Raw genomic sequence first — 26344 nt, 5'->3', positions numbered from 1 at the left:
TCCCGTTAAACGGGTTAAACCGACAGGTCAGCCCTCAATTTTCGAGAAATCGGCAACGCGGTGTACCGCATCGCGCACCCGTGCCAGCAGGGCGAGACGAGCGGTGCGCTTGTGCGGGTCGGCATCGTTGACCGTCACGTCGGTGAAGAACGCGTCGATCGGCGCGCGCAGCGACGCCAGCGCTGCCATCGCCCCGGCGAAATCCTCGGCCGCGATCGCCGTCTGCGCCTGCGGTTCGGCCGCATCGAGCGCCGCGATCAGTGCGGCTTCCGCCGGCTCGCGGTCATAGTCGCGCTTCTCGCGCTCGGTCCGCGCATATTCGGCGACGATCGGCGCGAAGTCGGGATCCTCGACCTCGGCCAGCGGATCTTCCTCGCCGGTTTCGGGGATGTGCTTGCTGGTCCCCGAAGCTTCCTTCTTCAAGATATTCGCCGCACGCTTGTACCCGGCAAGCAGGTTCGCACCGTCCTCGGTCGTGACGAACGCCTGCAACGCATGGACGCGCGCGAGCAGACGGACGAGATCGTCCTCGCCGCCCAGCGCGAACACGGCGTCGATCAGGTCGTGCTGCACGCCCGCCTCGCGCTGCTGGACCTTGAGGCGATCGGCGAAGAAGTCGACCACATCCTCATGCGCGGTCGCGCCCGCTGCCGCCGTCGCCTTCGACAGCGACACGCGAACGCCATTGTCGAGCAGCAAGGCCAACACGCCGAGCGCCGACCGGCGCAGCGCGAACGGGTCCTTCGATCCGCTCGGCTTCAGCCCGACCGCAAAGAACTGGACGATGCTGTCCAGCTTGTCCGCCAACGCCACTGCAACCGTTACCGGTGCGGTGGGCACGTCATCTCCCTGCCCGACCGGCTTGTAATGATCGCGCACGGCCTCGGCGACTTCCGCCGATTCGCCCTGCGCGGCGGCGTAATAGCCGCCCATCAGCCCCTGCAATTCGGGGAACTCGCCGACCATGCCGGTCACCAGATCGGCCTTGGCGAGCCTTGCCGCGCGCTCGGCCATGTCAGCCAGTTTCTCCCTCTCCCCTTCAGGGGAGAGGGTCGGGGAGAGGGGCTTGTCCGCTAGAGCCGGGGCCGCAGTGGACACCCCCTCTCCCAACCCTCTCCCCCAAGGGGGAGAGGGCTTTACGACGCCGCTTTCCACCAACCACCGCGCCAGCTTCGCGACCCGCTCGACCTTATCGGCGACCGTGCCCAGCTTCTCGTGAAACACGATCTTCTCGAGCTTCGGCAACTGGTCCTCCAGCCGCGTCTTCAGATCGGTTTCGTAGAAGAATTTCGCATCCGACAGCCGCGCCGCCAGCACCTTGGCGTTGCCCGCGACGATCCGCTCGCCGCCATCCGCCGCATCGATATTCGCGGTACAGACGAACGCGTTCGCCAGCTTGCCATCGCCATCGCGGCACACGAAATATTTCTGGTTCACCCGCGCGGTCAGCTGGATCACCTCGGGCGGCACGGCGAGGAACGCTTCGTCGAAGCGCCCGATCAACGGCACCGGCCATTCGGTCAGCCCGGCATTCTCCGCCAGCAACCCCTCATCCTCGACCAGCGTCAGCCCAGCCCCCTGCGCCGCCATCTTCGCCCCCACCGCGATGATCGCGGCGCGTTCGTCCTGATCGACGATGACGTGGCAGGCGCGCAGCTTCTCGACATAGTCCGCCGCCGACCCGATGGTGATCGCGCCCGGATGGTGGAAGCGATGGCCCAGCGTCACCGCCCCGCTCGTCACCCCCGCGACCTCGCACGGCACCACGTCGCTGCCGAACAGCGCGACGATGCCCTGCAACGGCCGTACCCAACGTGGGGACTCCGGGCTGAGCGACGCCGCGCCCCAGCGCATCGACTTGGGCCATGGAAAGGCCCGCACGATCGCCGGGATCGCCGCGGCCAGCACCTGCGCCGTCTCGCGCCCCGGTACCTCGGTCACCGCGAACAACACGCCGTCGCGCTCGGTCAGCGCCTCGCGCGTCAGCCCGGTCTTGCGTAGAAACCCTTCCAGCGCCTGCGGCGGGGCGGAGGCGCGCGGCCCCTTCACCTCTTCGCGCACCGGTTCGGTCCGCTCGGGCAGGTCGTGCGCGATCAGCACCAGCCGCCGCGGCGTCGCATAGGTCGTGATCCGCCCCGCCGCGATCCCGGCCTTGCCCAGTTCGCCGACGAACAGCTTTTGCAGGTCCTCGCGGGCCTTGGCCTGCATCCGCGCCGGAATCTCCTCCGACCGCAGCTCGAGCAGGAAATCGGTCATGCCACCCACCCCGGAAACTTCGCCTGCCACATCGGCGTCTGCGTCTCGATGAACTTCGCGCACGACGCCTTCGCCAGATCGCGCACCCGCCCGATATAGGCCTGCCGCTCCGCCACGGAGATCACCCCGCGCGCGTTCAGCAGGTTGAAGACATGGCTCGCCTCGATCGCCTGTTCATAGGCGGCGATCGGCACGTCCGCGGCCAACGCATTCTCGCACTCGGCCGCCGCCTTTTTGAACAAATCGAACAGGCTATCGGTATCGGCGACCTCGAAATTCCATTTCGACATCTGCCGCTCGTTTTCGAGGAACACGTCGCCATAGGTGACGCCCGCGTCGTTGAACGCCAGGTCGTACACGCTGTCCTTGTCCTGGATATACATGGCCAGCCGCTCCAACCCATAGGTCAGCTCGCCCGCGACCGGCTTGCAGTCATACCCGCCCATCTGCTGGAAATAAGTGAACTGGGTGACTTCCATCCCGTCGCACCATACTTCCCAGCCAAGCCCCCATGCGCCCAGCGTCGGCGATTCCCAGTCATCCTCGACGAAGCGGATATCGTGCTGCGTGAAGTCGATCCCGATCGCCGCCAGCGACCCGAGATACAGTTCCTGCAGATCCGGCGGCGAAGGCTTCAGGATCACCTGATACTGATAATAATGCTGCAACCGGTTCGGGTTCTCGCCATAGCGTCCGTCGGTCGGTCGGCGCGAAGGCTGGACGAACGCCGCATTCCACGGCTCGGGCCCCAGTGCGCGCAGCGTGGTCGCCGGGTGGAATGTCCCCGCCCCCATTCGCATGTCATAGGGTTGCAGGATGACGCAGCCCCGATCGCTCCAGTATTCATGGAGCGTCAGGATCATTTTCTGGAAGCTGAGCGGGGCGGACATGGTTTCGCCTATTGGTGCAAGAGCCTCCGCGCCTAGCCCTTGGGTGGAGCACGGGTCAAGGTTGCCGCCGGGCGCTCCGGCCCGCTAAGCCGGGGGCATGTTCGCCCGCTCGCTCCTCGCCCTCCTGTGCTGGCTGCTGTTGGCCAGTCCGATCGCGGCCCCGGCGGCGCTCACCCCGGCTTTGTGGGTCGCGCGCGATGCCGACACGACGATCTGGCTGTTCGGCACGGTGCATCAGTTGCGTGCGCGCACGCCATGGCTGACCGGTCCGGTCGCAAAAGCCTTTGCCGACAGCGACGTGCTGACCCTCGAAATCGAACCGGTCACGCCCGAGGCGATGACGCAGGCGCTGGTGAAGGTCGCGCCGGTCCGCCCCGCCCCGCTGCCGCCCGAACTCGACCGGCGCCTGCGACGCCGCGCGCACGAACTCGGCTTTCCGCCACAGGCGTTCGACGCGACCGACCCCTGGTTCGCGGCCACCACGCTCGCGGCGCAACCGCTCGCCCGCGCCGGCTACGGTCCCGTCCCCGCCCCCGAAACGCTGCTGGCCCGGCTCGCCGATCGCAGCGGGACGACGATCGAACCGCTGGAGACGCTCGACGGCCAGCTCGGCATCTTCGCCGCCCTGCCGCAACCGGCGCAGCGCACGATGCTCACGCGCGTCCTCGACGATCCCGATCCGGTGCCGGCGATGGACCGGATCGTCGCCGCGTGGAGCAAGGGCGACGTCGCCACGCTCGACCGGTTGCTCGCCGGCGACATGGCCGAAGCCGGCCCGGCGGTCCGCACCGCGCTGCTGGAGCGGCGCAACGCGGCATGGGCGCGGACGATCGGCAAGTGGATGCGCCAGCCCGGCACCCGCTTCGTCGCGGTCGGCGCGGGGCATCTGACCGGGCCGGGGAGCGTGCAGGCGCGGTTGCAGGCGATGGGGGTGACGGTGGAGCGGGTGCGGTAGCAGCCTTCCCCCATTTGCAACCGTTCGGTTCGAGCAGCTTCGAGCCTGTCGAGAAGCGTCCGTCGAGAACACCTCTCTTGGGGCGCACCCTTCTCGACTACGGTTCTCGACAGGCTCGAACCTCCGCTCGAAGCAAACGGGGAACTGGGGGAAGCAGGGCGGCACGTCTTGCCTTTCGCCCCGAACTCCCCTATGCGCCCGCGCTTGTTCGTGCCGGGGTCATCCCTGGAGGCCCGGCCGCGCAAGACACACAAACACCGTTTCTAAGGAAGACATGATGAGCGATACGCTGCACCTGTCGGCCGAGACGCGCGATCGGGTAGGCAAGGGAGCCTCCCGCGCCCTGCGTCGCGATGGCCGCGTCCCCGCCGTGATCTATGGCAACAATCAGGATCCGCAGGGCATTCACCTGAACGCCCGTGAGCTGATGAAGCAGCTCATGACCGGCCACTTCATGAACTCGGTCATCATGGTCGATGTCGGTGGCAGCAAGGTGCGCACGCTGGCCAAGGACGTCGCGTTCGACGTCGTCACCGATCAGCCGATCCATGTCGACTTCCTCCGCATCGCGAAGAACGCGACCGTGACCGTCTCCGTGCCGGTGGTGTTCACCAACGAAGACGACGCGCCCGGCATCAAGCGTGACGGCGGCGTGCTCAACGTCGTGACCCACGAAATCGAACTGACCGTCGAAGCGTCGAACATCCCGACCGAGATCGTCGTCGACCTGACCGGCCGCGAAGTCGGCGAGTCGATCCACCTGTCGGACGTGACGCTGCCGAACGGCGCCGAAGCGACCGCCGAAGACGCCGTCACCGTCGCGACCATCACGCCGCCGACCACGCTGACCGCCGAGGACGAGGCGCTCGACGCCGAAGTCGCCGAAGCGCAGTCGGCCGAAGCCGCTGCCGAGGCCGACGAAGCCGAGGACAAGGCCGAGGGCTGATCCGCCCCGCCTGTCCGGCGTTACGAAGGAGCGGGATGGCCGAGGTCGTCCCGCTCCTTTGCGTTTGGGGACGTTCCCGCTCCCTCCAACGTCATCCCGGCGCAGACCGGAATTCATGGACACGGCAACGTCACGCCCTGATTGCGAACACCCGACACGATGGATTCCGGCCGACGCCGGAATGACGTTTATAGCGCCGACACCACCAATCCCGAAGGACCCAAGCGATGCAACTCTGGACCGGCCTCGGCAACCCCGGCCCGCAATATGCGATGCACCGCCACAATATCGGCTTCATGGCCGTCGACGCGATCGCCGAGGTCCATGGCTTCGCCGCGCCGAAGCGGGCGTTCCAGGGCTGGGTTCAGGAAGGGCGGATCGGCACGCAGAGAATCCTGCTGCTCAAGCCCGGCACCTATATGAACGAAAGCGGCCGTTCGGTCGGCGAAGCGATGCGCTTCTACAAGCTGACGCCTGCCGACGTCACCGTCTTCCACGACGAACTCGACCTCGCCCCGTTCAAGCTGAAGGTGAAGACCGGCGGCGGCCATGCCGGGCATAACGGCCTGCGCTCGACCGACGCGCATATCGGCCCCGACTTCCGCCGCATCCGCCTCGGCATCGGCCATCCGGGGCACAAGGACCGGGTCAGCCCCTATGTTCTCGGCAATTTCGCCAAGGCCGAGCTGGACGACCTGACCGACCTGCTCGGCGCGGTCGCCGCCGAGGCGCCATGGCTGGCGGCAGGCGACGACGTCCGCTTCATGAACGAGGTCGCACGGCGGATGGGGTGAGGGGCACTGCCACCCCCCTTCGTCATTCCTGCGAAGGCGAGACTTCTGCGAAGGTCCGCTACCTGTCCCCGGACCCATCCGTACCCCCGCGCAGGCGGGGGTCCAGAGCCGGGCAAAACAACAGCTTGCGAATGTGGCCCTGGGTCCCCGCCTGCGCGGGGATACGGTGCGGCAAACATTCGCAGAGGTCTCGCACAGGCGGGAATGACGAAGGTATTTGAAGCACGCACGCCCACTTCCGCAAGATCGGTCGAGCGCCCCCGCCCTTCCCGTGGGCATACGCAAGTGCCAACGACAGGAAACGGACATGACGCCGGCACAGCGAAACTATCACGACCGCATGCGCCGCGCGCTCGACCATATCGACCGGCATCTCGACGACGAACTGGACCTCGCGACCGTCAGCGCGGTCGCGGCTTTCTCCAAATATCATTTCCACCGGCAGTTCACCGCCTGCTTAGGCCTGTCGGTGCATCGCTATGTCCAGCTTGCCCGGTTGAAACGTGCTTCGTATCGACTCGCCTATCGCGATGCCGACCGGATCACCGACGTCGCCATCGACGCGGGCTATGACGCCCCCGACGCCTTTGCCCGCGCGTTCCGCAAGCGCTTCGGCCAGTCCCCGTCCGATTTCCGTTCCGCGCCCGACTGGGTGCCATGGCGCGCGGCGCTCCTGCCGCTCGACGATCTGAGGAACCGAACGATGCAGCATTTCGCCCCCGTTGCCATCCGCGACTTCCCCGCTACCCCGGTCGCGGTCCTGCGCCACGATGGCGACATGGCGCTGATCGGCGACACCATCCGCCGCTTCATCGCCTGGCGTCGCGCCAACCGCCTGTCGCCCGCCGACAGCCCGACCTTCAATATCTTCCACGGCGATCCCGCCGACCCGGCGGCGGGGCCGATCCGCATCGACCTGTGCGTCGGCACCGATCGCACCTTTCCCGAAGGCGACGGCGTGACGAGTTCGGTCATCCCCGGCGGTCGCTGCGCGGTGCTGCGCGTGACCGGGCGCAGCGACGATCTGGAGGCCGCCGCGCTCCATCTCTACCGCGACTGGCTACTGGACAGTGACGAAGAACTGCGCGACTTCCCGTTATTCTGCCAGCGCGTCAGCTTCTTTCCGGACGTGGCGGAGGGGGAAGCGATCACCGACCTGTTCCTGCCGTTGCGGTAGAACGCGCAGTACCGTCCTGGCGACCGGACCGATGGCGGCGAAATCGCTTTCCTACACCCGATGCCGTCGTCATGCTTCCCGGTCGCCAGGCGCTGCCGCCATCGGATCATCGCCGTTCAACGGCATTAAAGGGGAAAGGCGACAAACATGGTACGAGTGTGAACTTTGTGAACTTTGGGCCCGGCTTGCCCCGTCGCCGGCCGGTCCGGTAAGAGAATGACCATGCCCAAACCGTTGCAATGGCTCGCATTCCTGTTCCTGCTGCTGACCGGCACCGTCGCGCAGGCGGTGCCGCGCTGCGTCGCCGGTCCGTCCGGAACGACACAGACGATCACGATCGACGGCGGTGCGCGCTCGGCGCTGCTGCACCTGCCGCCGGGTTTCGATCCGGCACGCCCTGCCCCGCTCGTCATCCTGCTCCACGGCAGCGGCGGCACCGGTGCGGCGATGCTGCGCGACTCGAAGCTCGCCGAGGCATCGGATCGGCACGGCTTCGTCGTTGCCGCCCCCGATGCGGGCATCCGGCATGAACAGGGCTTCGTCTGGAACATCCCCGGCGTGCCGACCGTCGCCGGCACCATCCCCGGCCCCGACGCCCCCGACGATGTCGCCTTCCTGGGTGCCCTGATCGACCAGCTTGCCAGCGCCGGCTGCGTCGACCCCAGCCGCGTCTATGCCACCGGCCTTTCGGGCGGCGGGCGGATGACGTCGTGGCTCGGCTGCGTCGCCGCCGATCGCTTCGCCGCCATCGCTCCGGTCGTCGGGCTGCGCGCCGGCAATCCGCTGGCCAGCGACCCCAGTCGTCCCGACCCGGCCACCTGCCGTCCCTCGCGCCCCGTGCCGGTCATCGCCTTTGCCGGCGACGCCGACACCACCAACCCGATCCAGGGCGGCGGCGCGAAATACTGGTCCTACACCATGCACGCCGCCGAACAGCGCTGGGCCGCGCTCAACCGCTGCACCGCCGCCCCCATCACCCGCTGGGTCGCGGCGAAAGTATATGAGGAACGCTACACTGGCTGTCGCGGCGGCGCTGACGTGGTCGGGCGGGTGACCGTCGGCGGCGGCCATAGCTGGGTGGTCGACAACGACGCGCTATGGGCGTTCCTGTCACAGCATCGCCGCTGACCCTTTCCAAAGCGCGCCCGATCCGCCAAGCCGCCACCATGACCGTCCGCACCCTTTTCCCGACCCAGCTCTACGAAGCCACCCTCGCCGACGAAGCGCTGGTCGCCGATCTCGACGCCTCGGTCCGGGCGCTGGCGGAGGAGGACATGGCCGGCCGCCGCTGGTCGAAGGAACATGGCTATCGCGGCTATACCTCCTACGCATCGCTCAACGACCTGCCGCTCCGCGACCCGGTCTTCGCCGATCTGAAGCGCGTGCTCGACCGCCATGTCGCCAAGTTCGCCGCCGCCTGCGGCATGGAACTGGGCGGGCGCAAGCTCAAGCTCGACAGCCTGTGGGTGAACCTGCTCAAGCCCGGCGGCGGCCATTCGGGGCATCTCCACCCGCACAGCGTCGTGTCGGGCACCGTCTATGTCGCGGTGCCTGAGGGCGCGGGCGGCATCCGGTTCGAGGATCCCCGGCTGCCGATGCTGATGGCCGCCCCCACCCGCCCCGGCACGTTCGAGACGGTTGCGCCCCAGCCCGGCACGCTGCTGCTGTGGGAAAGCTGGCTCCGGCACGAGGTCATGCCGCACGCCGGCAAGGGAGAACGGATCAGCGTCAGCTTCAACTATCGCTGGTAGCTTTTGCAAAGCCCGGCCGCAGCCGCTAAGGGGCGGGCTTTCCATCATCACCGGGATTGCGCCAAGTGGGTTTTCGCTGCGGTATCGTCGGCCTGCCGAATGTCGGCAAGTCCACCCTGTTCAACGCATTGACGCAGACACAGGCGGCGCAGGCGGCCAATTATCCCTTCTGCACGATCGAGCCGAATGTCGGCAACGTCGCCGTCCCCGACCCGCGCCTCGACCAATTGGCCGAGATCGCCGGTTCGGCCAAGAAGATCGAGACGCAGCTCGCCTTCGTTGATATCGCCGGGCTGGTCCGTGGCGCGTCGAAGGGTGAAGGGTTGGGCAACCAGTTCCTCGGCAACATCCGCGAAGTGGATGCGATCGTCCACGTCCTGCGCTGCTTCGAGAATGACGACATCCAGCATGTCGACGACCGGGTCGATCCGATCGCCGACGCCGATACGGTCGAGACCGAGCTGATGCTCTCCGACCTCGAAAGCCTCGAAAAGCGCGTCCCCAACCTGACCAAGAAGGGGCAGCAGGGCGACAAGGAAGCCAAGGTCGCCGCCGCGGTGCTCGGCCGCGCGCTCGACCTGTTGCGCGAAGGCAAGCCCGCCCGCCTGACCGAGATCAAGGACGAGGAAGAGGAGCGGCTGTTCGCGCAGGCGCAACTGCTCACCGCCAAGCCGGTCCTCTACGTCTGCAACGTGAACGAGGAAGACGCCGCCGAGGGCAACGAACTGTCGGCCAAGGTCTTTGCCAAGGCCAAGGCGGAAGGGGCCGAGGCGGTCGTCGTCTCTGCCGCGATCGAGGCCGATATCGCCACGATGGACCCCGCCGACCGCGCCGAATTCCTTTCCGACCTGGGTCTCGAAGAAACCGGCCTCGCCCGCGTGATCCGCGCCGGATATTCGCTGCTCCACCTGCTGACCTTCTTCACGGTTGGCCCAAAGGAAGCCCGCGCCTGGACCGTGTCGGTCGGGGCGAAGGCACCGCAGGCGGCGGGCGAGATCCACAGCGATTTCGAACGCGGCTTCATCCGCGCCGAAACCATCGCCTTCGCCGACTATATCGCCTGCAAGGGCGAAAGCGGCGCCCGCGATGCCGGCAAGCTGCGCGCCGAGGGCAAGGAGTATGTCGTGCAGGACGGCGACGTGATGCTGTTCCGCTTCAACGTCTGATCCCCCGCCACATTCCCGTCACGCGCCGGCGATAGGGAGCTAGGCATGCGTATCCCGACCCTGTTCGTCGCCCTCGCTGCCTTGTCGGGTTGCGTCGTCCATAGCGAGACGGTCGTTCCGCCGACCGCAGCGGTTGCCGAGGCGAAGGCGCCGGTCACGATCCTGATCGGCGTCGACGGCGCACGTCCCGACTATCTCTCGCCAGCCGTCGCGCCCAACCTGTCGCGGCTGGCGGCGGACGGGGTGTCGGCGTCGATGCAGCCAAGCTTTCCGACCAAGACCTTCCCGAATTTCTGGACGATCGCCACCGGCGTCCGCCCCGACAAGTCGGGCATCGTCGGCAACAAGATGGAGGATGCCGCCCGCCCCGGTGAAGTCTTTACCATGGAGAGCGACGACCCTTTCTGGTGGAACACGGCCAAGCCGATCTGGGTCGCCGCCGAGGAAGGCGGGGTGCGTAGCGCGACGCTGTTCTGGCCGGGCAGCGAGGTCGCGTGGGGCGGCACCGGCAAGGCCGATCACGGCGTCTATGCCGGCGGACGTCACGCATCGGACTGGCAGGCATTCAATCAGGAGATCACCGCCGAACAGCGAGTCGATGGCGTTGTCGACTGGCTGCGACGCCCGGCGGCGACCCGCCCGCGCTTCGTCACCGTCTATTTCGACGATGTCGACGTGGCCGGCCACGACCATGGCCCCGGCGCGCCGGAGACGCTGGCGGCGATGACCCGCGTCGATGCCGCGATCGGCCGATTGCAGCGCGACCTCGCGGCGCTGGGTCAGCCCGCCAACCTCGTCGTCGTCGCCGACCATGGCATGGCCGCGATCGCCACCGACCGCGTCATCCCGTTCGACCGCATCGCGCCCGCCGGCAGCTACCGCCTGATCGAAACCGGCCCCTATGCGGCGATCGAGCCGATGCCGGGCCAGCAAGCCGCGCTTGCCGCCGCCCTTGCTGAACCGCGGCAGCACATGCAATGCTGGCCCAAGGCGAAGGTCCCGGCGCGGCTCCGCTACGGCACCAATCCGCGGGCGCCGTCCTTCCTGTGCCTTGCGGAGATCGGCTGGATGATCGCACCGACCGCTCCGACCCGCCCGGTCAATGGTGGTGCGCACGGCTATGACAACGCCGCGCCGGAGATGCAGGCTCTGTTCGTCGCGGGCGGTCCTGCCTTTCGTTCGGGCGTGACGCTGCCGCCGTTCCGCAACACCGCCATCCATCCCCTGCTGCGCCGGATGCTCGGTCTGCCCGCCGACCCGTCGCTCGACGGCGACGACGGCATTGCCGGACGCGCGCTGCGATAACACTTGCCAGTGGGCGGGTTTCGGTCTGAAATCTGTGCGATGCGCTATTTCGAGGATATCGCCGTCGGCGACACCGCCCGCTTCGGCTCCTACCTGGTCGATCGCGACGCGGTGCTCGACTTCGCCCGACAATATGATCCGCAGCCCTTCCACTTGTCCGACGACGCCGCCGCGCGGACCCATTTCGGGCGGTTGGCGGCGAGTGGCTGGCATAGCTGTGCGATGACGATGGCGATGCTGGTCGAGCACTGGGCAGCCCACCCCGTCGCCAGCCTCGGCGCGGCGGGGATCGATGAACTGCGCTGGCGGAGACCGGTCTATCCGGGCGACATGCTGTCGTGCGAGACCGAAGTGCTGTCGGTGCGACGCTCGACCAGCCGCCCCGAAATGGGCAGCGTCGCCAGCCAGGTGACGGTGCGCAATCAGGACGATCAGGTCGTGCTGACGTTCATTTCGCAGGCGTTGATCGCCACGCGGGCGGACACGGACGTCGGGTAGACGCGACCGCCGGTTTTCAAATTTGATGGGCCTGCGAACCTCCCCTACGCCAGCGAAAGGGCAAAGTTCAGTTGGGCGATAAAGGAGGCACGCCGGTTAGCCTTCTGAACCGGACCTCGGCCTCTGCCGGGGTACGGCAGAAGGAGAGGCTTCCTCCAGGCCTCCACGAAGGGCCGGCCTTCCTACCTCGCGAACCTCTCCGATCACCGGACCCGCGACCTCAATCCGGCCGCCGCGCGCCCCGACCCGGTCCGCGTCCTTCCGCACCACGGAACCGGCCACCGCCCGGCCGAACCCCTTCCGGTCGATCGAAGCCACGCACCGCCCCTGCCCCCTGTCGCGGCGACTGGCTCGACCCGCGCGGGACGTTTTCGAACCCGCGCCGCCGCTCGAACCCCGGACGCGTCGCGTTGCCCGGGGCTGCATCCGTCTGGCCCGGAACGGGCGACTGGCTCGATCCGCGGGGGACGTACTGGAAGCCGCGCCGTTCGAATCCCTGCCGCGGCGGATTACCCGGCAGGGCATCGCTCCGCCCGCGCCAGCCACCCGAACGGCCGGGCAATGGCGACTGGCTGGACCCGCGCGGTACATTCTCGAAACCCGGACGCCGGTCGAAACCGGGCCGGTCCCATCCGTCCCAGCGCGGCCGGTTGTCGCCCCAGCCACCACGCCATTGGCCGCGCCGCTGCTGCCAGTAATAACGCTGGCGATCGTTCCAGCGGAACGGCCGGCGATAGCGGTCATAGACGTAATAGCCGGTGCCCGGATAATAATAGTCGCCGAACCATCCCCAATAGGGATCGCCGAAGCCGCTGGTATATGGGTCGTAATAGCCGCCATAGCCGCCATAGCCACCCCCGGCATAATAGCCCGACCCGACGCCGACCCCCACGCCGCCATAACCGAAATCGCCATAGGCGCAGGCGGACACGCCCGCCCCCGCCGCCAAAGCCAGCACGATCGCGCGCAGCCGGTAAAACATGCGATTACTCCCGCAGGTCGCCGTCCGACCCGGCAAAGGTCGCAGCGCCCGATAATGGATGATCGATCAAAACGACCGGCCGATCCAGCCGGTTCCTGTAGGCAACCGTCCCGGTACGGCGCGGATCGTGCCGCTTGCCCGCCGCCCGCCAAAGGGCATAGAGCATGGCGCCATGCCGACCGCCGCCCTCGCCGCCCATTCGGGCGTCGCACCACCCCGTGAAGGCTTCGCCCTGTCAGACGTTGCGACCTTTGCCGCGTTCGCGTTCATGGTGGTGCTCGCACGGCGCGCGATCCGCAACCGCAAGCGCAAGGACTGACATGGACGCGTTCGACCGGCTCGAATCGGTAATCGCCAGCCGCATCGGCGGCGATCCCACCCAAAGCTATGTCGCGAAGCTCCATGCCCGCGGTACCGCCAAGATCGCGCAGAAAGTCGGCGAGGAAGCGGTCGAATGCGTCATCGCCGCCTGTCAGGACGACCGTGCCGGGCTGATCGGCGAAGCGGCCGACCTGATGTTCCATCTGACGCTGCTACTGCGGGCGAAGGGCATCTCGCTGGACGACGTCCGCGCCGAACTGACCGCCCGCGAAGGCCGCTCCGGCATCGCCGAAAAGGCTGCCCGTCCCAAGGAGTGATCCCATGCCGATCGACGCCACCCAGGCTTACGACCCCGACAACATCTTCGCCCGAATCCTGCGCGGCGAAATCCCGGCCAAGCGGGTCTATGAGGACGAATTCGCGCTCGCCTTCCACGACATCGCGCCGCAGGCACCGGTCCATATCCTGGTAATCCCCAAGGGGCCGTATGTGTCGTGGGACGATTTTTCGGCGCGTGGCAGCGACGAAGAGATCGCAGGATTCGTCCGCGCGGTCGGACAGATTGCGCGCGACAACGCGTTGGTCGAACCGGGATATCGCCTGCTCGCCAATATCGGCGGCCATGGCGGACAGGAGGTGCCGCATCTGCACGTCCACCTGTTCGGCGGAGCGCCGCTCGGACCGATGCTTTCGCGATAGGACAGCTTTATTACACGAAAGGAATTGCACGGGCCGGATTTGCGGGTAGGTTTGCGCCTTTGTAATCCGCGGCCCTCGATAGAAGGCGCCGTGTTTGGGGGGCCTGCATGATTTTCGGGCGTATCAAGCCACTGGACGCGATCCTCGCGACCGCAGAAAAGAAATCGCTAACCCGCACCCTCGGTGCGTTCCAGCTGACCATGCTCGGCGTCGGTGCGATCATCGGCACCGGCATCTTCGTGCTGACGTCCGAAGCCGCGCAAAAGGCCGGCCCGGGCATGATGATCTCGTTCATCATCGCCGCGGTCGTCTGCGCGGTAGCGGCGCTCTGCTATTCCGAATTCGCTTCGATGGTCCCGGTGTCGGGATCGGCCTATACCTATACCTATGCGGTGCTAGGCGAACTGCTGGCATGGATGGTCGGCTGGGCGCTGGTCCTCGAATATGCCGTTGCCGCGTCGGCGGTGTCGGTCGGATGGTCCGGCTATTTCGTCGGGCAGTTGCAGGGGTGGTTCGGCATTACCCTGCCAACCGCGTTGATTACCGGGCCGTACGTCCCCGGCGGCTTCATCAACCTGCCCGCCGTCGCCATCGCACTGCTCATCACCGGCCTGCTCATGCTCGGCACGAGTGAGAGCGCGAAGGTCAATGCGGTGCTCGTCGCGATCAAGGTAACGGCGCTGACCGCGTTCATCATCCTGGCGCTTCCGGTCATGCGGATGGAGAATTTCGAACCCTTCGCCCCCAATGGCTGGGTCGGCAGCGAAGGTCAGGGCATCGTCGGTGCGGCGGCGTCGATCTTCTTCGCCTATGTCGGCTTCGACGCGGTTTCGACCGCGGCGGAAGAAACCAAGAACCCGCAACGCAACGTGCCGCTAGGCCTTATCGGCAGTCTCGGCATCTGCACTCTTTTCTACATGCTCGTGGCAGCGGGTGCGATCGGTTCGCCGCTCGGGTCGCAGCCGGTGACCTCGGCGCTTGGCGAATGGCTGGCACCGGGTTCGACGGTACTCGGCGCACGTTGCACCGAACTGGCGGGCATGGGCACCGAACCGCTGGCCTGTTCGAAGGAAGCGCTGGCGCACGTTCTGCGCGAGATCGGCTACCTGAACATCGGCAACCTGATCGGCCTCGCCGCCTTCCTGGCGCTGCCGTCAGTCATCCTCGTGATGCTGTTCGGCCAGACCCGCATCTTCTTCACCATGTCGCGTGACGGCCTGCTGCCCGAGAAGCTGTCGGCGATCCACCCCAGGTGGAAGACGCCACACGTCATCACCGCGATCACCGGTATCGGCGTGACCTTCGCCGCGGCGTTCCTGCCGGTGGGCAAGCTGGCCGACATCGCCAATGCCGGCACGTTGTTCGCCTTCTTCATGGTCGCGGTCGGCGTGCTGGTGCTGCGCAAGCGCGATCCGCATCGCCATCGCCCGTTCCGTACGCCGGCCGTCTGGCTGGTCGCACCGGCGACGATGATCGGGTGTGTCGGCCTGTTCCTGGCACTGCCGCCGGACGCAAAGCTGGTGCTGCCGGTATGGGGCGCGATCGGACTGGTGATCTATTTCGTCTATGGCTATCGCCGCAGCCATCTGGGTCGCGGGATCGTCGAAGTCGCGGAAATGGACGATCATCGCAGCACGCCCGGTTCGCACTGATCGAGCCGGAAGCAGACAAAAAAGGGGGGAGGCCGAACCAGTCGGCCTCCCCCTTCTTCTTTTTGTAAGGATTCGCCGCGTTCAGCCGAGCTTCTCGACCATCAGCTTGGTCAGGTCGACTTCGGGTCGCGCGCCATAGTGCGAGATGATCTCGGCCGCGCACAGCGCGCCGAGCTTCAGCGAGCGTTCGATGTCATAGCCGTGCGACTGGCCGTGCAGGAAGCCGGCGGCGAACAGGTCGCCCGCGCCGGTCGTGTCGACGACGCGCTCGATCGGCTGGGCGGGAACGCTGGTACGCTCGCCGCCGGTCACTGCGATCGCACCCTGTTCGCCGCGGGTCACGACCAGCACCGGTACCTGCGCGCTGACCTGGTCGACCGCCAGGTCGAAGTCCTCCACCTGCGCTAGCGCCAGCAATTCGCTCTCGTTGGCGAAGAGGATGTCGACCTGCCCCTCGGCGATCAGCGCGCGGAAGTCGTCGCCGTGGCGCGAGATGCAGAAGGTGTCCGACAGGGTGAAGGCGACCTTGCGCCCCGCGTCGCGGGCGATGCGGATGCCGGCACGCATCGCAGCGCGTGGCTCTTCCGGATCCCACAAATAGCCTTCGAGGTACAGGATCGCGCCGCTGGCGATCAGATCGGCGTCGAGCGCGGCTTCGGGCAGGAATTGCGACGCGCCGAGAAAGGTGTTCATCGTCCGCTGCCCATCGGGCGTGACGAAGATCAGGCAGCGCGCGGTGGTCGGCTCGCCGGCGCGCGCCGCCGTGTCGAAGCGGACGCCGGCGGCACGGATATCGTGCGCGAACACCGCGCCGAGCTGATCGTCGGCGACCTGCCCGATAAAGCCGGTCTTGCCGCCGAGCGCGGCGATGCCCGCGACGGTGTTCGCCGCCGACCCGCCCGATACTTCGCGGCCCGGACCCATTTTGGCATAGAGCGCATCGGCATCGGCGGGGGAGAAGACGAGCTGCATCGACCCCTTGGTCATGCCCTGCCTGGCCAGGAAAGCGTCGTCGGACTGCGCCAGAATATCGACGATGGCGTTACCGATCGCGACGACGTCGAGCGTGGGTTGGGTCAAATAAGGTCTCCGAACAATCGATCCGCCGCCAGCATAGGCGCGGACGTTGCCAGCGGCGTTAGCCAGCGGCGCGGAGGCAGGCAAGGCGTTGACGGCGAGCGGCGCTCCCCGCATCGTCACGGACGATGATCCAGAGCTTTCTCCTGTCCGTCGGCCAACTCGGCGACCGTGCGTTTCTGCGCGTGCTGGCAAAGTCGCTGACGCTGACCCTTGTGCTCCTCGCTGCCCTTGGGGCGGTGCTGGCATGGGGAGCGCACTGGCTGGCCGCCGACTTCCTGCTGCTGGGCGACGATGCCGGCACCCTGGCGGCGGTGGCCGCGGCGATCGCCGCGATCGGCATCGCGTGGCTGTTGTTCCGCATCGTCGCGATCGCGGTCATCGGCCTGTTCGCCGACGAAGTGGTCGAAGCGGTCGAGGCGAAACATTATCCCGCCGCCCTCGCCACCGCACGGCCGGTGCCGATCGGCCGGTCGTTGCGCATGAGCGCGACGTCGGCGCTACGCGCGCTGGCGGTCAATCTGTTCTTCCTGCCGCTCTATCTCGTGCTGCTCGCGACCGGGATCGGAACGGCGGCGGTGTTCTTCGTCGTCAATGGCTGGCTATTGGGGCGCGACCTGTCCGACATGGTCGCCGCCCGGCACCTGCCGCCCACGGCGATGCGCGCCGAACGGTCCGCGACGGGCGGGCGACGCTTCGTGCTGGGGCTGGCCGGAACCGGATTGCTGCTTGTGCCGTTTGTGAATTTCGTTGCGCCCCTGATCGGCGCGGCGATGGCGACGCATCGGTTTCACCGGCGGCGCCCAAGGGGGGACGGACATGCGTAGCGGTTTCATCGCGGTCGCCGCAGGGCTGACCCTGTCGGCCTGTGCCGGGTCGACCGCGCCGGTCGTCCGCCAGAATGCCTTGCCCGTCCCGCCCAGACCGACCTATGGCACCGTCGGCCTCGAACGGGTGCTGGGGCAGAACGCCAATGCGCTGACCGGCCTGTTCGGCCAGCCGCAGCTCGACCTGACCGAAGGGGCGGGTCGCAAGCTGCAATTCGGATCGAACATCTGCGTTCTCGACGCCTATCTCTACCCGCCACAGGACGGTGGCGTGCCGGTGGTCCGCCATATCGATTCGCGCCAGCGCAACGGCGCGCCGATCGACCGGGCAAGCTGCGTCGCCGCACTGACCCGCCGCGAGGGCGGTCGCTGACCATCCTGCCAATTTTTCCCGCGACGGCGCCCGCCGTCGCTCGCCCCCTGCCGGAGTGAACCAATGAAGCAACTCGTAGCCTTCGACCTCGACGGAACCCTGGCCGAAAGCAAACAGCAATTGACCGAGGCGATGGGCGAAGCGCTGGCCGACCTGCTAGGCGTCGCGCATGTCGCGATCATCTCCGGCGGCGACTGGCCGCAATTCGAAAAGCAGGTCGCCAGCCGCCTGCCCGAACGCGCCGACCTGTCGCGGCTGTGGATGATGCCGACCAGCGGCACCAAGCTCTACACCCATGGCGATGGCCGCTGGAACACGGTCTATGCCGACCTGTTCGACGATGCGACCAAGGCGAAGATCCTCGAAGCGTTCGATGCGGCACTGGAAGCGACCGGCTTCGTCCCCGAACAGACCTGGGGCGAGCGGATCGAGGATCGCGGCAGCCAGATCACCTTCTCGGCGCTCGGCCAGCAGGCGCCGATCGATGCCAAGGAACATTGGGATCCCAAGTTCGAGAAGCGCAAGATCATCCAGGCCGATCTGAAGCAGCGCCTGCCCGGGCTGTCGATCAACATGGGCGGCGCGACGTCGATCGACATCACCAAGGAAGGCGTCGACAAGGCGACCGGCCTCGCCAAGCTGGCCGATATCAGCGGCATCGCCACCGACGACATGCTGTTCATCGGCGACGCGATCTTCCCCGGCGGCAATGATTATGCGCCGAAGGCGGCGGGCATGGACACGGTCAAGATCCGCGACCCGCAGGAAACGCTGGCGGTGATCGAGGCGATCGTCGCCTGCCAGAAGTAACCGCGGTCCCCTGCCCCGCCGCGCGCGGGGCGGGGTTGGCGGTCCAAAGTTCACAAAGTTCACACTCGTGCAGCATTGCGCTGTGAGGTGCCTTCGGCCGGTCGACCGACGTTTTGAACGGACCTTTGAAAGAGCGCTGTCGACGATAGGTTAAGCCCTTCGCTGTAGGAAAGCGGCGTATCGGCAGCGGGGATTTCGTGGCACGGAAGCGGGGCAGTTGGTCGAAGGGGTGGAAGGCGCGGTCGCTGGTCGTCCTTATGGGCATGGCGCCGCTCCTGCTGGTCCTGTTCGGTGCGACCTACTTCATCGCGACGTCACCGGACGAGATGACGCGGGTCCGTTGGGGCCGCGGTCCTTCGACACTGGTGCCGACCTGGCAGGTTCAGGTGGTCGCGCTGCCGCCACTATTGTTCCTGTGCGGCCTGACGCTGTGGCGGTTCATCGGGGGCATGTTACGGGCGTATCGCGTGGACCTGGAGGCAAGGCGCATCCGTGGCGGCGGCGCGATCGATGCTTTCGCACTCATGCCCGGCGAAGTCATCCGATGGCAGGGGAAGCAAGGCTGGCGAAGCTTGACCAGGATGCGACTGATCGCCTCTGGCGTGGCCGTGCTCGGCTTAACCGGTATCCTGCTGTTGCTGTGGTGGATCGCGGGCCGCGACATCGATCCCCTGTTCCGGGTGTTCCTGTTCGTTTTCGCCCTGTTCGCCTTTACTGGCCCGTTGGGGGCAGCGCTACTCCACGGACCCGAGGCGATGCAGCGTTTGTGGTATGATCTGTTCGGTACCATGGCGGTGACCGACCGGCGGGTGGTCTGGATCGCGCCGGGGACAGGTGAGGTGTACCGCGAGATCGACGGCGACGATCTGATCCATGCCGGGCTGGTTGAAGGAGACGATGCCCGTGGCTGGATCGCGCTGGTCGAACGCCGCGGGACCAGTAACGTCAACGAAATCGATGTCCATGGTGTCCCGCAACCGATGGTCGCGCTGTCGGTGCTCCACGCCCTGATCGAGCGGCGGACGATAGCGGGTGGCTGATCCGTTATTTCACTCCCGGCGGGCGGTAGAAGCGGGACAGGGCGTATTCGTTGCGGCCGCGATTGGTCTTCACCGCCAGCCGCTGCATCGCGTTGCGCAGGCCGATGGTCGACAGCAGCAACTGCGCCGCGACGATCGTGCCGCGTAGCGTCAGCTTCTCGGCAAGCGAGCGGCGGGCGAGGTGGCGGGCGATGCGATCGTCGCCCTGCAGCCAGTGGACGACCGCGGCGCGGGCGAGGCCGCCAGCGATCTTCTTCGACCGCGGCATGTAATAGGGCGCAAGGACGCCGTGCCGGTCGATGACGTCGGCCGATGCATCGCGTGCCAAGGCGTCTACGAAGGCGTCGTGACCGATGGCCGAATAGAGTTCGTGTTCCGCGAACTTGGCCGCGGAGGCGTTGACCCCGTCGCGGAACAGGAAACGGCGGTACAATAGCTGGCCGACATAGCCGAAGTCGCCGATCCGGCTCATGCGACGGAACAGGTCGGTGGCCTGTGCGACGCGGAAGAAGGGGCGATAGCCGCCCGCCGCCAGATAGGCCGAGCGACGGAACATCACCTCGCCGTGCGAGATGCCGAAGCCGGCGATCATCGGCCCCTTGCGGATCGGCTGAGCCGGCTGAACGACATAGCCCTTGCCGCCCTCCTCGACATTCTCGATCGCGCAGCCGACCGCGACGACGTTCGGGTGGGCCAGCAGGAAGTCGCGCTGGGCGCGGAGCCGACCGGGCAGGCTTTCGTCGCCCGCACCATGGACGGCGATGAAATCGGTGTCGGCGGTCGCGCATGCCGCCGCCATGGTCGCGGTGAAGCCGCGGTTGGACTGGGCGACGACGGTCAGGTTCGGCGCCGACAGTGCGTACAGTTCGGCGAGCGTGCCGTCGCGCGATCCGTCGTCGATGGCGACGATCCGCACGTCCTCGCAATCCTGCGCGAGCAGCGATTCGATCGACGGCCGCACCCGGTGGGCGCGATTATGGAACACCGTGATGACCGTGATGCTCGCCATATCCGCCCCCTCCAAACCAAACGGGCCGCGCCTCCGGTCGGAGACGCGGCCCGCCCTATCCGTCAAGCGGCGCGCTTATGCGGCCAGCTTGCGCAGCACATATTGCAGGATGCCGCCATTCAGGAAATATTCCAGTTCGTTGACGGTATCGATGCGGCACTTGGTCAGGAACGTCTCGGTCGAGCCGTCGGCGCGGGTCAGGATGACTTCGACGTCCTGGCGCGGGCGCAGGTTGGCGACGCCCTGGATCGTGAAGCTTTCGTCACCGGTCAGGCCGAGGGTCTGACGGGTCACGCCTTCGGCGAACTGCAGCGGCAGCACGCCCATGCCGACGAGGTTCGAGCGGTGGATGCGCTCGAAGCTTTCGGTGATGACCGCGCGGACGCCCAGCAGGTTGGTGCCCTTCGCCGCCCAGTCGCGCGACGAGCCGGTGCCATATTCCTTGCCGGCGATTACGACCAGCGGGGTGCCGTCGGCCTTGTGGCGCATGGCGGCGTCGTAGATCGGCATGACTTCGCCGTCATAGCGGCTCATGCCGCCTTCGACGCCGGGGACCATTTCGTTCTTGATGCGGATGTTGGCGAAGGTGCCACGCATCATGACATCGTGATTGCCACGGCGGGCGCCGTAGCTGTTGAAGTCCCGGCGGCTAACCTGATGTTCTTGCAGGAAAGTTCCGGCCGGGCTGTCCGCCTTGATCGAACCGGCCGGCGAAATGTGGTCGGTGGTGATCGAGTCGCCGAGGATCGCCAGCGGCTTTGCCTCGATGATGTCCGACGTCGGGTTCGGCGTCATCGTAAGCCCTTCGAAATAGGGCGGATTGGCAATGTAGGTGCTCGACGTCGGCCAGTTGTAGGTGTCCGACCCCTCGACCGAGATGCCCGCCCAGTGCTTGTCGCCGGCATAGACGTTGCCGTAGCGCGAACGGAACATGCCGTCGTCGATGTTGGCGGCCATGAGGTCGGCGACCTCTTCGTTCGACGGCCAGATGTCCTTCAGATAGACGTCCTGCCCGTCCGAGCCCTGCCCGATCGGGGTCGTCACCATATCCTCGGTCACGGTGCCCTTCAGCGCATAGGCGACGACGAGCGGCGGCGAGGCGAGGAAATTGGCGCGGACATCGGCCGACACGCGGCCTTCGAAATTGCGGTTGCCCGACAGGACCGAGGCGGCGACGATGTCATTACCGTTGATCGCGGCCGAGATCGGTGCCGCCAGCGGACCCGAATTGCCGATGCAGGTGGTGCAGCCATAGCCGACGAGGTTGAAGCCGACCGCGTCGAGATCCTGGGTCAGACCCGCCTTGTCGAGATAGTCGGTGACGACCTGCGAACCGGGCGCCAGCGAGGTCTTGACCCACGGCTTGGGCTTCAGGCCCAGCTTGTTCGCCTTGCGCGCGACGAGGCCGGCGGCGACGAGCACCGACGGGTTCGAGGTGTTGGTGCAGCTGGTGATCGCGGCGATGACGACGTCGCCGTCGCCAATGTCGTGATTCTCACCCTCGACCGCGACGCGCTTCGGTGCGTCCTTCTTGTAGACCTTGGTCAGGTCGCCGTTGAACACGTCGTCGACGCTCGGCAGTTCGACGCGGTCCTGCGGACGCTTCGGCCCGGCGAGCGACGGCACGACGGTCGACATGTCGAGTTCGAGCGTGTCGGTGAAGATCGGGTCGACGGCGTTTTCGTCGCGCCAGAAGCCGTTCGCCTTGGCATAGGCTTCGGTCAGCGCGATCACCTCGGCCGGACGCGCGGTCAGGCGCATATAGTCGATCGTCTTGTCGTCGATCGGGAAGAAGCCGCAGGTCGCGCCATATTCGGGCGCCATGTTGGCGATCGTCGCGCGATCGGCGAGCGTCATCGACGACAGGCCCGGACCATAGAATTCAACGAAGCGGCCGACCACGCCCTTGGCGCGCAGCATCTGCGTGACGGTGAGCACGAGGTCGGTGGCGGTGATGCCTTCCTGCAGCTTGCCGGTCAGCTTGAAGCCGACGACTTCGGGGATGAGCATCGACACCGGTTGACCGAGCATCGCCGCTTCCGCCTCGATGCCGCCCACGCCCCAGCCGAGCACGCCGAGGCCGTTGACCATCGTCGTGTGGCTGTCGGTGCCGACCAGCGTGTCGGGATAGGCGATCGTGCCCGAACCGTCGGTCGATTCCGACGACCACACCGCCTGCGCGACATATTCGAGGTTCACCTGGTGACAGATGCCGGTGCCGGGCGGCACGACCGAGAAATTGTCGAGCGCCTTCGAACCCCATTTCAGGAATTCATAGCGTTCGATGTTGCGCTGATATTCCAGCTCGACATTCTCTTCGGCAGCGGTCGGCGTGCCGAATTCGTCGACCATGACCGAGTGGTCGATGACGAGGTGGACGGGAACCTGCGGGTTGATCTTGCCCGCATCGCCGCCGAGCTTGGTGATCGCATCGCGCATCGCCGCCAGATCGACGACGCAGGGAACGCCGGTGAAGTCCTGCATCAGCACGCGCGCCGGGCGATACTGGATCTCGCGGTCCGAGCGGGCGTCCTTCTGCCAATCGACGATCGCCTGTGCGTCCTCGGGCGTGACGGTCACGCCGTCTTCGAAGCGCAGCATGTTCTCCAGCAGCACCTTCATCGAGAAGGGCAGCCGCGACACGTCGCCGAGCTTTGCCGACGCCTTTGCCAGCGAATAGTAAGAATAGGTCTTGCCGCCGACATCGAGCGTGTCGCGGGTGCCGAGCGTGTCCTGGCCGATAGCGGTCATGCGGATCCTTCCCAGTTGGTCGCGGGCGGGATCGATCGGCCGGGGGCCGTCGACGTGCATGCCGCCGCGGGAGGTTATCGAGCTGTACCGGTGCGCCTTAGCAACCGTATAAAGCCGGGGGAAGTGGGTGAATCCGGTTCCGGGCCGGACGATCGCCGACTTTTAGTGCAACATAAATGCTTTCGCTTTGCAATAGCGATAATAACCGTTTTTGTCGGGGTAGAGCGGGGTTTGCGATTGCAAGCGGCCATCCTACCGCGCAGGCGAGCCCCCTGCGCAGGTCCCGATCAACAGCCTTATCGCGTACCCCCGCGCAGGCGGGGGTCCAGGACCTCAAACGCAAGCCGTTGTTTTGCGTGGCTCTGGACCCCCGCCTACGCGGGGGTACGGCAAATCTACTGTGACGCAGGGGACTTTTGCAAAGGTCTCGCGCGAGGAGGACGTTGCCAGTGGTTTCCGCTTTCCTACAGCCTTCATGTTCCCGTAACGTTCCACCATCATCAGGGAGGTGGGGGATGGTGACATATCGGGTGCGGCATGACGGGTGGACGCCGCAGCGGCAGCGGGCGTTCCTGCGGGCGTTGAGCGAGACGGGGTCGGTGCGCGATGCCTGTGCGCGGGCGCAGATTTCCACCACCTCCGCCTATCGGATGCGCGACCGGTCGGTGGCGTTCGATCGGGCGTGGCGGCGGGCGCTGGCCAAGGTCGCGCCGACGATCGAACAGGCGGCATATGAACGCGCCGTGCTGGGTTGGGAGGAGCCGGTGTGGCATGGCGGCAAGATCGTCGGGCATCGGCGGCGCTATTCGGACAGCCTGTTGCGGTTACTGGTGACGCGCGGCATCGGCGATGGGCGGCGGGACGACGGGGAGCCGGTTATCGCGCATATGGCGACACAGGCGGAAACCGACGCCATGTTGATTGCCAACATCAAGGCAGCGAGACGTCGGATGGAGGCCGAAGCCGTACGGAAAGCCTTGCCTGCGCCCGCCCCTGCCGCCACGGACCATGCGACGCAGCAGGGGAATGGCGATGCAGGTGACGCGGATCGGGGGGCGGCGGATCGCGTTCGTCATGGCGACGGACCACGAATATGGACCCTGTCTGGCTGAACGCTTCGTGCCGCTCATCACCGGGGTCGGGCCGGTCGAGGCGGCGATCGGGACCACGCAGGCGCTGGCGGGAATGGCGGAGTTGCCCGATCTGGTCGTGTCGATCGGATCGGCGGGGTCGCGGCGGCTGCCGCTGGGGTCGATCTGGCAGGTTGCCAGCGTGTCGTGGCGCGACATGGATGCGACGCGGATCGGGGTGGCGAAGGGCGTGACGCCGTTTTCCGACCATCCCGCCGAGATGCCGCTGACGACGCCGCTCGACTGGCCGGTAGCGCGACTGTCGACCGGGGCCGATATCGTCGGCGGCAGCGACTATGACGCGATCGATGCGGACATGGTCGACATGGAAACGTTCGCGGTGCTGCGCGCGTGCCAGCGCTTCGGCGTGCCGGTGATGGGGCTGCGCGGCGTGTCCGATGGGCCGGGCGAGCTGGAGGCGCTGGGCGGGTGGACGGCGATGCTGGGGGTGCTCGACCAACGGCTGGCGGTGACGGTGGATTTGCTGGGGTAGCGGCTATCGTCGGTCGTTGCGCCGTTGCCGCCGCCCGATCGCGGCGCGGGCGGCAAAGAATGCGACCAGCGCGACAATCGTGCCGGGAACGAGCACTTGGCTCAGAAAACCATGGCTGCAACCGCTGCCCGGCATGCAGTCGCCGAGGGCATCGACGAACAACAGAAAGGCGAATACGGGGGTGCCGACAAAGAAGGCAGCGAAGCACCCCCACCGCGTCCGCTGCGACGCCCCTTCGTAACCGTCGTGACCTTCGATCGCCATGGTCACATGGTGAGACGTCGGACGGTTACTAGCAAGCCGCTGTTTTAAAACATGTTTGCGTGCGGCGGCACTCTACGCCCGGTCGAGGAACACCACGCCTGGCACCTTCAGCCGCGCCGGGGTCGGGCGGATCGGGCCGTCGACGGTGACGGTGAACACCGCCACGTCGCCGCTGCGTTCGTTGGCGACCAGCAACTGGCCGCTATCCTCGATCAGCAGGAAGAAGCGCGGCCAGTTGCCGCCGCAGTCGATATGCTGGGCGAGCGTCGCGGTGCCGTCCTCGGCAAGGTCGAACATGGCGATGCTGTTGTGGCCGCGGTTCGAGGCGTAGAGGCGGCGGCCGGCGCTGTCGATCGCGATATGCGCGGCCTGCGACTGGCCTTCCCAGCCGGGCGGGAGCAGCGAGGTGGTGACGCGGGTGGTGAAGCTGCCATCGGCCTGTGCATCGAGCGTGACCAGCGTGTTGGCGAGTTCGGTGACGGCATAGCCGATCGGCAGCGTCGGATGATAGGCCATATGGCGCGGGCCGGCCCCGGCGGGGGCGCGCCACGCGACAACCGGATCGCCGATCTCGCCGCTGTCGAGCGGATAGGCGAAAATCGTATCGGCGCCGAGATCGACCGAATGGCAGAAACGGTCGTTCGGGGTGAAGCCGACCCAATGCGCGTGGGGGGCGCCCTGCCGATCCTTGTTGGGGCCGGTGCCCTTGTGCTGGCGGACGATCGGCGGTTGGGGCAGGCCGGCGGCGAGCGGATAGAGCGCGACGGTTCCGGAAGAATAATTGGCGACGGCCAGCAGGTTACCGCGATGGTTGAGCGCGACATGGCAGGGATCGTCGCCGCCGCTCGGCAGATCGGCGAGGATGCGCCCGTCGCGATCGGTGGCGATCAGCCGGCCGGCCGCCGATTCGCGGACCAGATAGCGCATTGACCCCCGGCTGACGCCGAACGAAATGTCCTTGAGCGCGGGGTCGGCGGCGCCGACGCTCCAGCCGCGACCGCGGGCGGGGAGCTGGTATAGCCCCTGCCCGCCCGGCCGGGCATAGGTGCCGGCGATCAGGTCCAGTCCGCCGCGCTGGGCCCGGGCGGGGATGGCGGCGAGCGTGGCGGTGGCGGCCATACCGGCCAGGAGCGTGCGTCGGGTGGTCATCCCGACGCTATGCCCGTGGCCGGTCGTGC

27 protein-coding genes are annotated in these 26344 nt (G+C 66.9%); 19 read left to right on the top strand and 8 right to left on the bottom strand.

What is annotated here, in order from left to right:
• Positions 1–27: 27 nt before the first annotated feature.
• Both glyS and ACZ1JS_RS01075 read right to left on the bottom strand, forming a co-directional pair.
• Positions 28–2256 carry a glycine--tRNA ligase subunit beta gene (glyS, locus tag ACZ1JS_RS01080; protein WP_465167323.1) on the bottom strand — a complete coding sequence of 743 codons (2229 nt, stop codon included), beginning with the start codon at positions 2254–2256 and terminating at the stop codon, positions 28–30.
• Positions 2253–3119 carry a glycine--tRNA ligase subunit alpha gene (locus ACZ1JS_RS01075; protein ID WP_465168601.1) on the bottom strand — a complete coding sequence of 289 codons (867 nt, stop codon included), beginning with the start codon at positions 3117–3119 and terminating at the stop codon, positions 2253–2255. Before ACZ1JS_RS01075 ends, glyS begins: the two co-directional genes overlap by 4 nt.
• A 124-nt stretch (positions 3120–3243) precedes the next feature.
• Between ACZ1JS_RS01075 and ACZ1JS_RS01070 the strand changes: the two genes are divergently transcribed.
• The 9 genes from ACZ1JS_RS01070 to ACZ1JS_RS01030 all read left to right on the top strand — a co-directional run bounded on the left by ACZ1JS_RS01070 (position 3244) and on the right by ACZ1JS_RS01030 (position 11738).
• Positions 3244–4101 (top strand): TraB/GumN family protein, encoded by an 858-nt coding sequence (locus ACZ1JS_RS01070; RefSeq protein WP_465167322.1) that lies wholly within the window; start codon positions 3244–3246, stop codon positions 4099–4101.
• A gap of 277 nt (positions 4102–4378) precedes the next feature.
• Positions 4379–5047, top strand: a complete 669-nt coding sequence (locus ACZ1JS_RS01065; RefSeq protein ID WP_465167321.1) for a 50S ribosomal protein L25/general stress protein Ctc — start codon at positions 4379–4381, stop codon at positions 5045–5047.
• Between the two features lie 227 nt (positions 5048–5274).
• Positions 5275–5841 (top strand): aminoacyl-tRNA hydrolase, encoded by a 567-nt coding sequence (gene pth, locus ACZ1JS_RS01060; protein WP_465167320.1) that lies wholly within the window; start codon positions 5275–5277, stop codon positions 5839–5841.
• 307 nt (positions 5842–6148) lie between these two features.
• Positions 6149–7018 (top strand): AraC family transcriptional regulator, encoded by an 870-nt coding sequence (locus ACZ1JS_RS01055; RefSeq protein ID WP_465167319.1) that lies wholly within the window; start codon positions 6149–6151, stop codon positions 7016–7018.
• A 222-nt stretch (positions 7019–7240) separates the two neighbouring features.
• Positions 7241–8146 carry a CE1 family esterase gene (locus ACZ1JS_RS01050; protein WP_465167318.1) on the top strand — a complete coding sequence of 302 codons (906 nt, stop codon included), beginning with the start codon at positions 7241–7243 and terminating at the stop codon, positions 8144–8146.
• 38 nt (positions 8147–8184) lie between these two features.
• Positions 8185–8769, top strand: a complete 585-nt coding sequence (locus tag ACZ1JS_RS01045; protein WP_465167317.1) for a TIGR02466 family protein — start codon at positions 8185–8187, stop codon at positions 8767–8769.
• A 65-nt stretch (positions 8770–8834) separates the two neighbouring features.
• Positions 8835–9935 carry a redox-regulated ATPase YchF gene (gene ychF / locus ACZ1JS_RS01040; protein ID WP_465167316.1) on the top strand — a complete coding sequence of 367 codons (1101 nt, stop codon included), beginning with the start codon at positions 8835–8837 and terminating at the stop codon, positions 9933–9935.
• Positions 9936–9980: 45 nt separating this feature from the next.
• Positions 9981–11240 (top strand): alkaline phosphatase family protein, encoded by a 1260-nt coding sequence (locus ACZ1JS_RS01035; RefSeq protein ID WP_465167315.1) that lies wholly within the window; start codon positions 9981–9983, stop codon positions 11238–11240.
• 39 nt (positions 11241–11279) lie between these two features.
• Positions 11280–11738, top strand: coding sequence for a MaoC family dehydratase (locus tag ACZ1JS_RS01030; protein ID WP_465167314.1), 459 nt, complete (start codon positions 11280–11282; stop codon positions 11736–11738).
• Between the two features lie 220 nt (positions 11739–11958).
• On the opposite strand, the gene ACZ1JS_RS01025 is transcribed toward ACZ1JS_RS01030, so the two are convergent.
• Positions 11959–12720 (bottom strand): peptidase, encoded by a 762-nt coding sequence (locus ACZ1JS_RS01025; RefSeq protein ID WP_465167313.1) that lies wholly within the window; start codon positions 12718–12720, stop codon positions 11959–11961.
• A gap of 58 nt (positions 12721–12778) precedes the next feature.
• On the opposite strand from ACZ1JS_RS01025, the gene ACZ1JS_RS01020 reads away from it, so the two are divergent.
• The 4 genes from ACZ1JS_RS01020 (at position 12779) to ACZ1JS_RS01005 (ending at position 15392) form a co-directional block, all read left to right on the top strand.
• Positions 12779–13039: a hypothetical protein gene (locus ACZ1JS_RS01020; protein WP_465167312.1), complete on the top strand. Its 261-nt coding sequence runs from the start codon at positions 12779–12781 to the stop codon at positions 13037–13039.
• A 1-nt stretch (position 13040) separates the two neighbouring features.
• Positions 13041–13358: a phosphoribosyl-ATP diphosphatase gene (locus ACZ1JS_RS01015; protein ID WP_465167311.1), complete on the top strand. Its 318-nt coding sequence runs from the start codon at positions 13041–13043 to the stop codon at positions 13356–13358.
• A 4-nt stretch (positions 13359–13362) separates the two neighbouring features.
• Positions 13363–13740 (top strand): histidine triad nucleotide-binding protein, encoded by a 378-nt coding sequence (locus tag ACZ1JS_RS01010; protein WP_465167310.1) that lies wholly within the window; start codon positions 13363–13365, stop codon positions 13738–13740.
• A gap of 107 nt (positions 13741–13847) precedes the next feature.
• Positions 13848–15392, top strand: a complete 1545-nt coding sequence (locus ACZ1JS_RS01005; RefSeq protein WP_465167309.1) for an amino acid permease — start codon at positions 13848–13850, stop codon at positions 15390–15392.
• Between the two features lie 81 nt (positions 15393–15473).
• On the opposite strand, the gene ACZ1JS_RS01000 is transcribed toward ACZ1JS_RS01005, so the two are convergent.
• Positions 15474–16472 carry an adenosine kinase gene (locus ACZ1JS_RS01000; protein ID WP_465167308.1) on the bottom strand — a complete coding sequence of 333 codons (999 nt, stop codon included), beginning with the start codon at positions 16470–16472 and terminating at the stop codon, positions 15474–15476.
• A gap of 125 nt (positions 16473–16597) precedes the next feature.
• On the opposite strand from ACZ1JS_RS01000, the gene ACZ1JS_RS00995 reads away from it, so the two are divergent.
• The 4 genes from ACZ1JS_RS00995 to ACZ1JS_RS00980 all read left to right on the top strand — a co-directional run bounded on the left by ACZ1JS_RS00995 (position 16598) and on the right by ACZ1JS_RS00980 (position 19519).
• A complete protein-coding gene (locus ACZ1JS_RS00995; RefSeq protein WP_465167307.1) occupies positions 16598–17296 on the top strand; it encodes an EI24 domain-containing protein in 699 nt (232 codons plus the stop codon).
• Positions 17289–17669, top strand: a complete 381-nt coding sequence (locus ACZ1JS_RS00990; protein ID WP_056459369.1) for a hypothetical protein — start codon at positions 17289–17291, stop codon at positions 17667–17669. The genes ACZ1JS_RS00995 and ACZ1JS_RS00990 overlap by 8 nt, the downstream gene beginning before the upstream one ends.
• Before the next feature lie 63 nt (positions 17670–17732).
• On the top strand, positions 17733–18479 hold the full coding sequence (locus tag ACZ1JS_RS00985) for an HAD-IIB family hydrolase (RefSeq protein WP_345879048.1): 747 nt from the start codon (positions 17733–17735) through the stop codon (positions 18477–18479).
• 197 nt (positions 18480–18676) lie between these two features.
• Positions 18677–19519 (top strand): hypothetical protein, encoded by an 843-nt coding sequence (locus tag ACZ1JS_RS00980; protein WP_465167306.1) that lies wholly within the window; start codon positions 18677–18679, stop codon positions 19517–19519.
• A 4-nt stretch (positions 19520–19523) separates the two neighbouring features.
• Here the strand turns inward: ACZ1JS_RS00980 and ACZ1JS_RS00975 are convergent, their stop codons facing one another.
• Both ACZ1JS_RS00975 and acnA read right to left on the bottom strand, forming a co-directional pair.
• The gene (locus ACZ1JS_RS00975) at positions 19524–20528 is read right to left on the bottom strand and encodes a glycosyltransferase family A protein (protein WP_465167305.1); all 1005 of its coding nucleotides are present in this window, start codon (positions 20526–20528) and stop codon (positions 19524–19526) included.
• 75 nt (positions 20529–20603) lie between these two features.
• On the bottom strand, positions 20604–23279 hold the full coding sequence (gene acnA / locus ACZ1JS_RS00970) for an aconitate hydratase AcnA (protein ID WP_465167304.1): 2676 nt from the start codon (positions 23277–23279) through the stop codon (positions 20604–20606).
• A gap of 515 nt (positions 23280–23794) precedes the next feature.
• On the opposite strand from acnA, the gene ACZ1JS_RS00965 reads away from it, so the two are divergent.
• Together ACZ1JS_RS00965 and ACZ1JS_RS00960 are read left to right on the top strand one after the other, a co-directional pair.
• The gene (locus ACZ1JS_RS00965) at positions 23795–24391 is read left to right on the top strand and encodes a hypothetical protein (RefSeq protein ID WP_465167303.1); all 597 of its coding nucleotides are present in this window, start codon (positions 23795–23797) and stop codon (positions 24389–24391) included.
• Positions 24306–24902, top strand: coding sequence for a 5'-methylthioadenosine/S-adenosylhomocysteine nucleosidase (locus tag ACZ1JS_RS00960; protein WP_465167302.1), 597 nt, complete (start codon positions 24306–24308; stop codon positions 24900–24902). Before ACZ1JS_RS00965 ends, ACZ1JS_RS00960 begins: the two co-directional genes overlap by 86 nt.
• Before the next feature lie 3 nt (positions 24903–24905).
• Here ACZ1JS_RS00960 and ACZ1JS_RS00955 read toward each other — a convergent pair whose 3' ends face one another.
• The gene (locus ACZ1JS_RS00955; protein WP_465167301.1) at positions 24906–25166 is read right to left on the bottom strand and encodes a hypothetical protein; all 261 of its coding nucleotides are present in this window, start codon (positions 25164–25166) and stop codon (positions 24906–24908) included.
• A gap of 72 nt (positions 25167–25238) precedes the next feature.
• The gene (locus tag ACZ1JS_RS00950; RefSeq protein ID WP_465167300.1) at positions 25239–26315 is read right to left on the bottom strand and encodes a lactonase family protein; all 1077 of its coding nucleotides are present in this window, start codon (positions 26313–26315) and stop codon (positions 25239–25241) included.
• Positions 26316–26344 lie beyond the last annotated feature (29 nt).

This window comes from Sphingomonas sp. BL-S-05, from assembly GCF_055521695.1.
Note: the sequence above shows the minus strand (reverse complement) of the source record. Positions and strands in the feature narration are given on the sequence as shown.